Origin of the sequence: Butyricicoccus porcorum (assembly GCF_002157465.1) — a bacterium.
In the GTDB taxonomy this organism is placed as follows: Bacteria; Bacillota; Clostridia; order Oscillospirales; family Butyricicoccaceae; genus Butyricicoccus_A; species Butyricicoccus_A porcorum.
In genome coordinates this window covers 1-9,809 of record NZ_NHOC01000025.1, presented here as the reverse complement: position 1 = coordinate 9,809, position 9,809 = coordinate 1, and the positions used below count along the sequence as shown (strand labels likewise).

General features: G+C 48.8%; 4 protein-coding genes, 7 tRNA genes and 3 rRNA genes. 2 read left to right on the top strand and 12 right to left on the bottom strand.

Annotated elements, in window-relative coordinates:
• On the top strand, positions 1-1,112 hold a 1,112-nt coding region (locus tag CBW42_RS14210), incomplete at its 5' end, for a hypothetical protein (protein WP_205703651.1).
• Between the two features lie 120 nt (positions 1,113-1,232).
• Positions 1,233-1,610: a tyrosine-type recombinase/integrase gene (locus tag CBW42_RS14205; protein ID WP_087022789.1), complete on the top strand. Its 378-nt coding sequence runs from the start codon at positions 1,233-1,235 to the stop codon at positions 1,608-1,610.
• A gap of 217 nt (positions 1,611-1,827) precedes the next feature.
• Here CBW42_RS14205 and CBW42_RS14200 read toward each other — a convergent pair.
• The 12 genes from CBW42_RS14200 to CBW42_RS15110 form a co-directional block, all read right to left on the bottom strand.
• A tRNA-Thr gene (locus CBW42_RS14200) sits at positions 1,828-1,903 on the bottom strand.
• 2 nt (positions 1,904-1,905) lie between these two features.
• Positions 1,906-1,982 (bottom strand) — tRNA-Asp (locus CBW42_RS14195).
• A gap of 4 nt (positions 1,983-1,986) precedes the next feature.
• A tRNA-Trp gene (locus CBW42_RS14190) sits at positions 1,987-2,062 on the bottom strand.
• Positions 2,063-2,137: 75 nt separating this feature from the next.
• Positions 2,138-2,214: transfer RNA gene (locus tag CBW42_RS14185), tRNA-Ile, on the bottom strand.
• A gap of 70 nt (positions 2,215-2,284) precedes the next feature.
• Positions 2,285-2,360: transfer RNA gene (locus CBW42_RS14180), tRNA-Asn, on the bottom strand.
• A gap of 35 nt (positions 2,361-2,395) precedes the next feature.
• Positions 2,396-2,512: ribosomal RNA gene (rrf, locus tag CBW42_RS14175) — 5S ribosomal RNA — on the bottom strand.
• Positions 2,513-2,579: 67 nt separating this feature from the next.
• A tRNA-Glu gene (locus CBW42_RS14170) sits at positions 2,580-2,654 on the bottom strand.
• 38 nt (positions 2,655-2,692) lie between these two features.
• Positions 2,693-2,768, bottom strand: a tRNA-Lys gene (locus CBW42_RS14165).
• A gap of 104 nt (positions 2,769-2,872) precedes the next feature.
• A 23S ribosomal RNA gene (locus CBW42_RS14160) occupies positions 2,873-5,713 on the bottom strand.
• A gap of 343 nt (positions 5,714-6,056) precedes the next feature.
• Positions 6,057-7,573, bottom strand: a 16S ribosomal RNA gene (locus CBW42_RS14155).
• Together the 16S, 23S and 5S rRNA genes with 7 tRNA genes alongside form the textbook arrangement of a ribosomal RNA operon.
• A gap of 568 nt (positions 7,574-8,141) precedes the next feature.
• Positions 8,142-9,047: a Na/Pi cotransporter family protein gene (locus CBW42_RS15115; RefSeq protein WP_242969902.1), complete on the bottom strand. Its 906-nt coding sequence runs from the start codon at positions 9,045-9,047 to the stop codon at positions 8,142-8,144.
• Between the two features lie 37 nt (positions 9,048-9,084).
• Positions 9,085-9,809 (bottom strand): Na/Pi cotransporter family protein (locus CBW42_RS15110; protein WP_242969901.1); only part of this gene is annotated, 725 nt, incomplete at its 5' end.

Below are 9,809 nucleotides of genomic sequence, written 5' to 3'. Positions count from 1 at the left end.
GTGCGGAGATGAGCATGACACCGATGGGCGAGCGCGTCGGTACCTGTCTCTTATACACATCTTCCGCCACTAAGCACAAAAACCGAAGTCTCAGTGCTCCGTTCGACTTGCATGTGTTAGGCACGCCGCCAGCGTTCATCCTGAGCCAGGATCAAACCTGTCTCTTATACACATCTAGTTCAGAACGATCATATCGAGCTACACCATATGGGCATACTATGCCCTCTTGGAGAAAGGAATCAATCATTGGTCATTGCAATCAAAACAAAAAAGGTTCCCTCGTCAGACAAGTCGAGATGACATTAAACGATCGTCTTGCTATCGGACGAAAAAAGAACGCACATAAGGCTGCTGACATCACTTATAAATATATTTACAGTTGGGAGACCTATCGCAGTTACTTAAAGCACTGCTGCTATTTTGTGAAATGGTGCAGCAAAACACATGGATGTAAAACCCTAGAAGAATGTCATCCGTATATGCAGGAATGGATGAAAACGCGTAAATCATTATCTCCATATACACAAAAGCTGGAAGTCAGTGCTCTGGCAAAACTGTACGGATATCGCACCGGAGAACTTGACATAAATACTGCCAGCCGCTGCCGGAAGGATATTAAACGGAGCAGGAACGAGGTTTCCCGTGACCGGCATTTCAGCGAACAGAAACATGCTGACTTCGTTGCATTCTGCCGCTCCACCGGCCTCCGCCGTGGGGAGTTAAAAGTGCTCCGTGGTACTGCGCTTTATCAAGATCCATCCGGTACCTATTACATCCATGTCACCAGCGGCAGTAAAGGCGGCCGGGAACGCTATGCGCCTGTTATCGGCGACATAGAGCTTGTCTGCAAGCTATGCCGTGATGCCGGTAAAAACAAGGTGTTTCCGTCTATCCCCTCTGCTGCCGATGTTCACAGTTACCGTGCAGAGTATGCCACACAAATTTATAAACAGTATGTACGTCCTCTGGAACACCTGGAACGGCATGAAATTTACTATTGTCGCGGAGATCGGAAAGGTGAAAAATTTGACCGGACTGCCATGAAGAAAGCCTCACAGGCTTTGGGACACAATCGAATCAGTGTAGTCGCTGGGCATTATCTGCGAATATAGGATTATGCCCTCGATACAGCGATAATGCAACTTTTTATCGTTTTATACTTCTTATATTCGCCAATTTTGTAAAATTTCAAACTTGAATATATATATTTATTTCGTTCGGCCCTTTCTTTCATGTTGCAGGAAATGATGAAGTCTGACCTTGGCCCTGAATATCAGGATTACAATATCGTAATCGCGCAGCCCAACGGCAGACCTTTTGAAGAGCATCAGATTTGCCAAAAGTTCAAGGCACTGATTACAGAGCATAATCTGAAGCCTGTCGTATTTCACTCTCTGCGCCACAGCACGAGTATGAAGCTGAAAATCAGCGGAGGCGATATCAAGGCTGTACAGGGCGATACAGGGCACGCACAGGCGAATATGGTCACGGATGTATACTCACATATCATGAACGATGACCGCAAGCGCCTGGCAAAGAAAATGAATGACCAGTTTTCTCCCCTCTCCATACTGAAGCAAAAGAAAAAGCAGTTGACGAGCCGCCCATGACTGAATCCATGGAACAGCTCATACAGCTGCTAAAGAGTTCTCCTGAAATTATTGAACCGCTTCTTCAAATGTCACAGTTATTAAGTTCAAAATGAACTTGCAAGTATTCTTGCAAACCTACTTTGTTTGAAAATGTTTGAAATCAACATTTTTTCCAATTCAAATTGCTCCAAAAGTTACGAAAAGAGCCTGATTTCGTACGAAATCAGGCTCTTAATGGAGCTGCTAAGCAGATTTGAACTGCTGACCTCATCCTTACCAAGGATGCGCTCTACCGACTGAGCTATAGCAGCATTGGCGACCCAGAACGGGCTCGAACCGTCGACCTCTAGCGTGACAGGCTAGCGTTCTAACCAACTGAACTACTGGGCCAAAATGGCAGGGGCAGAAGGGATCGAACCCTCGGCACGCGGTTTTGGAGACCGCTGCTCTACCAGCTGAGCTATACCCCTGTATAAGCAAGCCGAGTTTTGCAGCCAACCGCTTCCTTTTGCTCTCTTTCCCTTTTGCAATAAAAGAAAAATAAGTGGTGGGCCTTCGGGGACTCGAACCCGGGACCGACCGGTTATGAGCCGGTTGCTCTAACCAACTGAGCTAAAGGCCCATAATCAAAATGGTCTGTATATGATTTTCGCCGTCACATAACTCTATTATATGACGGCGAACAATCTTAATGGCTCCTCAAGTTGGACTCGAACCAACGACCCTGCGGTTAACAGCCGCATGCTCTACCAACTGAGCTATTGAGGAATATCGAAGCGATCTGATTTCTCAGATCGCTTTTGTGTAGGCATCGACCTATCTTCCCAGGCCGTCGCCAGCCAAGTATTGTCGGCGTAAATGAGCTTAACTACCGTGTTCGGAATGGGAACGGGTGTACCCTCATCACAAAAAACACCTACTACCTTTTCTTTTCAGAAAAGACCTTTGTTACTATAACACATTATCTGCGTTATGTCAAGAAAAAATTGGTGACCCGTGGGAGAATCGAACTCCCGTTTACGGCGTGAGAGGCCGTCGTCTTAGCCGCTTGACCAACGGGCCATTTCCACACACCGTATTTATCGGTGTCCAGAAAGAAGTGGTACACCATCGGGGACTCGAACCCAGGACCCACTGATTAAGAGTCAGTTGCTCTACCATCTGAGCTAATGGTGCATTTCGTCAACTTTTTCTCGTGAGTTTTGCATTATCTGCGCCCTCAAAACTGAACAGCAATACTCGTGACAGAAGCTTTTTCCGAGTTTACCCAAATCATAATTCAGGTCAAGCCCTCGACCTATTAGTATCAGTCCGCTGCATACATTACTGTACTTCCACTCCTGACCTATCAACCACATCGTCTACGTGGGGTCTTACTTCCGAAGAATGGGAAATCTTATCTTACGGGGAGTTTCACGCTTAGATGCCTTCAGCGTTTATCTCGTCCATACTTAGCTACCCAGCTATGCCCTTGGCAGAACAACTGGTGCACCAGAGGTATGTCCATCCCGGTCCTCTCGTACTAAGGACAGCTCCGTTCAAATTTCCTACGCCCGCAACAGATAGGGACCGAACTGTCTCACGACGTTCTGAACCCAGCTCGCGTACCGCTTTAATTGGCGAACAGCCAAACCCTTGGGACCGAATTCAGCCCCAGGATGCGATGAGCCGACATCGAGGTGCCAAACCTCCCCGTCGATGTGGACTCTTGGGGGAGATCAGCCTGTTATCCCCAGGGTAGCTTTTATCCGTTGAGCGACGGCATTTCCATTCACATACCGCCGGATCACTAACTCCAACTTTCGTTCCTGCTCGACCCGTCAGTCTCGCAGTCAGGCTCGTTTTTGCGTTTACACTCACTGCACGATTTCCATCCGTGCTGAACGAACCTTTGAGCGCCTCCGTTACTCTTTAGGAGGCGACCGCCCCAGTCAAACTGCCCACCTGACAGTGTCCCCCGACCAGATTCATGGCCGCAGGTTAGAATTCCAATATTCCAAGAGTGGTATCCCAAGGTTGGCTCCACAAATGCTGGCGCACTTGCTTCCAAGCCTCCCACCTATCCTGTACATGAAATATCGAAATCCAATATCAAGCTACAGTGAAGCTCCATGGGGTCTTTCCGTCTAGTTGCGGGAAACCGGCATCTTCACCGGTACTACAATTTCGCCGGGCTGGCTGTTGAGACAGTGCCCAAATCGTTACGCCATTCGTGCGGGTCAGAACTTACCTGACAAGGAATTTCGCTACCTTAGGACCGTTATAGTTACGGCCGCCGTTTACTGGGGCTTAAATTCAATGCTTCGATTGCTCTAACATCTCCTCTTAACCTTCCAGCACCGGGCAGGCGTCACCCCCTATACGTCATCTTTCGATTTAGCAGAGAGCTGTGTTTTTGCTAAACAGTCGCTTGGGCCTTTTCACTGCGGCCTCTTCTCAGAGGCGCCCCTTATTCCGAAGTTACGGGGCCAATTTGCCGAGTTCCTTAACAACCATTCTCCCGTTGGCCTTAGAATACTCATCCCATCTACCTGTGTCGGTTTGCGGTACGGGCACCTGGACAATACACTGAGCTTTTCTCGCCTCTCACGCCATCTGCTTCCCTACTATATTTCGGTCCCTTACGCCCGGGGCAACCATCGCCCGGGTCAGACTTAATGAAAGTGTCCCTCAGCTTAACATCTTCGGTGGTTACGGAATATCAACCGTATGTGCATCGACTACGCCGTTAGGCCTCGCCTTAGCTCCCGACTAACCTTGGGCGGACGAACCTTCCCCAAGAAACCTTAGATTTTCGGCCATTATGATTCTCACATAATTCTCGCTACTTATTCCGGCATTCTCACTCGTATGAAGTCCACGTGTCCTTCCGATCACGCTTCACCCCGCATACGACGCTCCCCTACCCAATGTTTCAAACATTGCCCGAGCTTCGGTTGAATACTTAGCCCCGTTAAATTTTCTGCGCAAAATCACTCGACCAGTGAGCTATTACGCACTCTTTGAATGAGTGGCTGCTTCTAAGCCAACATCCTGGTTGTCTTAGCAATTTCACATCATTTTCCACTTAGTATTCATTTGGGACCTTAGCTGCGGATCTGGGCTGTTTCCCTTTTGACCATGCGACTTATCTCACATGGTCTGACTGCCATGAACCAATTATCCGGCATTCGAAGTTTGATAGGGTTCAGTAACCTCGCGGCCCCTAGCCCATTCAGTGCTCTACCTCCGGTAATCTATCATAACGCTAGCCCTAAAGCTATTTCGGGGAGAACCAGCTATATCCGAGTTCGATTAGAATTTCTCCGCTATCCACAAGTCATCCCCGGCCTTTTCAACGGACGTGGGTGCGGCCCTCCATTGCGTCTTACCGCAACTTCAGCCTGCTCATGGATAGGTCACCCGGTTTCGGGTCTAATACATGTAACTAATTCGCCCTGTTCAGACTCGCTCTCGCTGCGGCTCCGTGACTCCAGTCACTTAACCTTGCTACATACATTAACTCGCCGGACCGTTCTACAAAAAGTACCCGATCACACATGAACGTGCTCTCGGTGCTTGTAGGCACAAGGTTTCAGGTTCTCTTTCACTCCCCTCCCGGGGTCCTTTTCACCTTTCCCTCACGGTACTGCTTCGCTATCGGTCACCAGGTAGTATTTAGGCTTGGATGATGGTCCACCCGTCTTCCCACAGGGTTCCTCGTGTCCTGTGGTACTCTGGATACTGCTAGCGTGCTTCCGATGTCGCTTACGGGGCTGTCACCCTGTTTCGCCGCTCTTCCCAAAGCGTTCAGCTATCTTTCACACTACATATTGCAGTCCGAACCCCTGAGATATTGCTACCTCAGGTTTGGCCTCTTCCGCGTTCGCTCGCCACTACTAGCGGAATCTCTGTTGATGTCTCTTCCTCGCCCTACTTAGATGTTTCAGTTCAGGCGGTTCCCCACTCATACCTATTTGATTCAGTATGAGCTGCATGAGCTTCTCTCATGCGGGTTTCCCCATTCGGAAATCTTGGGATCAATGCTTATTTGCAGCTCCCCCAAGCTTATCGCAGCTTGTCACGTCCTTCATCGGCTCCTGGTGCCAAGGCATTCCCCTTGCGCCCTTTACAGCTTGACCAGCTGTAAGACCTGATCCGGTCAGATCAGGAATTATTTTAGTAACTTAAGATTGTGAGTAATCTCGGTTATCTTTTGTTATAGCTAATTTGTAGTAGTACTTTCGTACTTTCGCCACAATTGGATCGTTAAAACCTTTTATTTCAGTTTGCTTTTCGCAATTTCCCAGAATAACAATTTTAATTTCCTATTGTTGCTTTGTCGTTTTCTCGCTGTTCAGTTTTCAAGGTGCAGAGTAGAAGGCATTATGCCCTCTAAATTAAACAACGTTCGTTTGAATGACTCATTCCTGAATTGACCTAGGAATTTACAAAGCTCTGTTTCAAGCTTCATGGTCTCCTTAGAAAGGAGGTGATCCAGCCGCACCTTCCGATACGGCTACCTTGTTACGACTTCACCCTAATTACCAGTCCTGCCTTCGGCCGCGTCCTCCTTGCGGTTAGACTACGGACTTCGGGCATTACCGGCTCTCATGGTGTGACGGGCGGTGTGTACAAGGCCCGGGAACGTATTCACCGCGGCATGCTGATCCGCGATTACTAGCAATTCCGACTTCATGCAGGCGGGTTGCAGCCTGCAATCTGAACTGGGACAGCTTTTAGGGATTTGCTCTGCCTCACAGCTTTGCTTCCCTCTGTATGTCTGCCATTGTAGTACGTGTGTAGCCCTGGTCATAAGGGGCATGATGATTTGACGTCGTCCCCACCTTCCTCCGTTTTGTCAACGGCAGTCTCGCTAGAGTGATCAACTAAATGTATCAACTAACAATAAGGGTTGCGCTCGTTGCGGGACTTAACCCAACATCTCACGACACGAGCTGACGACAACCATGCACCACCTGTCACCGCTGTCCCCGAAGGGAAAGGCATATCTCTATGCCGGTCACCGGGATGTCAAGACCAGGTAAGGTTCTTCGCGTTGCTTCGAATTAAACCACATACTCCACTGCTTGTGCGGGCCCCCGTCAATTCCTTTGAGTTTCAACCTTGCGGTCGTACTCCCCAGGTGGGATACTTATTGTGTTAACTGCGGCACGGAAGGGGTCAATACCTCCCACACCTAGTATCCATCGTTTACGGCGTGGACTACCAGGGTATCTAATCCTGTTTGCTCCCCACGCTTTCGCTCCTCAGCGTCAGTTAATGTCCAGCAGGCCGCCTTCGCCACTGGTGTTCCTCCTAATATCTACGCATTTCACCGCTACACTAGGAATTCCGCCTGCCTCTCCATCACTCAAGACCAGCAGTTTTGAAAGCGGGGTTAAGCCCCGACATTTCACTTCCAACTTACCAGCCCGCCTACTCGCCCTTTACACCCAGTAAATCCGGATAACGCTCGCTCCCTACGTATTACCGCGGCTGCTGGCACGTAGTTAGCCGGAGCTTATTCATCAGGTACCGTCACTTTCTTCGTCCCTGATAAAAGATCTTTACAATCCGAAGACCTTCTTCGATCACGCGGCGTTGCTGCGTCAGGGTTTCCCCCATTGCGCAATATTCCCCACTGCTGCCTCCCGTAGGAGTCTGGGCCGTGTCTCAGTCCCAATGTGGCCGTTCAACCTCTCAGTCCGGCTACTGATCGTCGACTTGGTGGGCCGTTACCTCACCAACTATCTAATCAGACGCGAGCTCATCTTTCAGTGGATTGCTCCTTTGGTATCTCGCAGATGCCTGCAAAATACGTTATGCGGTATTAGCGACCGTTTCCAGTCGTTATCCCCCTCTGAAAGGCAGATTGCTCACGCGTTACTCACCCGTCCGCCACTAAGCACAAAAACCGAAGTCTCAGTGCTCCGTTCGACTTGCATGTGTTAGGCACGCCGCCAGCGTTCATCCTGAGCCAGGATCAAACTCTCTAAAAATTGTATTATCACGAGCAAAGCCCGTTATAATCAAATTTCAGCTTTAAGCTGGCTTGCTGTTGTTTTTTATACCGGAGTTACAGCTTCCGGTGGTCTTCTGAGTATAAACTTCAAAAGAATTTCAGGTTTGTAATTCGTTCAAACTTGCGTTGTTTAATTTACAAGGTACAATGCTTTCCGCTGTTCGCCTTTCAGCGTAGCAGCTTATTTATTATATCATCTCACCAGAGGTTTGTCAAGAACTTTTTTCATTTCTTTTTTCAAACTTGATTCGATTGTTTCGCCGATCTCTCAGCGGCAACTCATTTAGTTTAACACATTCAAACCACTTTGTCAAGCACTTTTTTGCCTCCCGGCCAGTAATCTCAACAAATTCTTCGGTTTTTCGTGTCGCTCTCGTTGAGTGCCTGTATATAATACCACCCTGAGCACGCGATGTCAACAAAAACTTTCAGAAAATTTGATGTTTTTCTTAAAAACCTTTTTACCGTAACATTCTGGCGATGCAAAACAGCCGTCAGGCACAGAAACTTCTTGCTCTGTCCGACGGCTGTCCATGTGTTTATTCTTATGCTTCGTTCATTCTCTGATCGATTTTTTCCATTTTAATCACACTGTCCTTCTCATTCAACAGCATTTCCGCGATATCCGAGCAGTATTCGCCAATGCACTCCAAATCATGCAGAACATCAGTAAACGCAACGGTATTTTCCGGAGAGCACGAGCCGAGGTTCAGGCGTTCCATATGCTTGCGGCTCAGGCGACGCTCCAGATCTTCAACGCTCTCCTGCTGGTGGACAACCTGCCGGGCAGTTTCGAGATCACTGTCATGCAGTGTGCGGATCGTCAGGCGCAGCATTTCCTGTACATGATTAAAACCTTCCTCCAGCTCGCCCATTGCCTCCTCCGTAAAGGTATACTCCTTCTCGCGCTTGAGCTTTGCGAAATTGGTGATGCTGGTGTACTGGTCGCCGATGCGTTCAATATCGCTGGCAGCGCGGATCATTCCCGCGACACGCTGCGACTGTCCCTGCGTCAGCTTACCTGTCTTACACAGGCTGGACAGATAATTCGTGATGCTGTCCTGCAAAATATCTACCACATCCTCAAGGCTGTCCACGGCACCGATTGCATCGGTATCTCCGCGCAGGAATGCCTTCTTTGCATGACCCGCCATTTCGGTGACATACTCGGTGATGCGGGTCAGCTCAAGCATGGCAAGGCGTATGGCAGCCTCCGGCTGCTTCAGGACATTGGTATCCAGAAACCGTGTCTGATACAACGGCTGCTCTGCGGCCTGCTGCTTGCCATCCGGGATCAGCTTCATAACGATCTTAACCATAAGTGGAATAAGCGGCAGCCAGATAATCGTATTGGTTATATTAAAGAAAGTATGTGCGTTTGCAATCTGGCGTGAAATGACCTCAATTTCCGGACCCTTCGGCGAGATAAACTGGATAAACTTTGCATACAACGGGACAAACCACATGAATACAAACGTACCTGTAACATTAAAGACACAATGTGCCGCAGCTGTACGCATTTTTAGGTTGGCCGACAGATGCCAGCAGTGCAGTGATGGTTGTACCGATATTATCACCCAACAGAATCGGGATCGCTCCGGTCAGGCCAAGGATACTGGTTACACCATCCGCCATGGGCTGGGACGCAAAGTTTTGCAGCACAGCAATTGTCGCGGAACTGGACTGCACAACCAGCGTCATCAGCGCACCGACACAGACACCAAGAATCGGGATATGTGCAACCTGTTCAATCATACTCAGGAATACCGGGCTGTCCGCAAGCGGCTTCATGACATTGCTCATCGTCGTGATGCCAACGAACAACAGGCCAAACGCAAAAACAGACTGACCGATATTCTTAATGGATTCCTTTTTCGGGAAGAAGTAGAGTACAAAGCCGATGAAGACAATCGGCCAGATAAAGTCATCAATTTTAAATGCAATGATCTGAGCGGTCATCGTTGTACCGATGTTGGCACCAAAAATAACAGAAATTGCTTGTGGCAGAGTCATCAGTCCCGCACTGACAAAGCCGATTGCCATAACAGTCGTCGCCGAGCTGCTCTGTAAAACTGCTGTAACCAGTGCGCCCGCCAGCATGCCGACAATCGGATTCTTGGTTAGAATGCCAAGCACTTTCTTCATTTTCTCACCGGCTGCCTTTTGCAGACCCTCGCTCATCAGGTTCATGCCGTAGATGAATACGGCCAGAC

Excerpts from the sequence above, each read along its gene's own strand:
- CBW42_RS14205 (WP_087022789.1), top strand. The coding sequence starts at position 1,233 with ATGTTGCAGGAAATGATGAAGTCTGACCTTGGCCCTGAATATCAGGAT.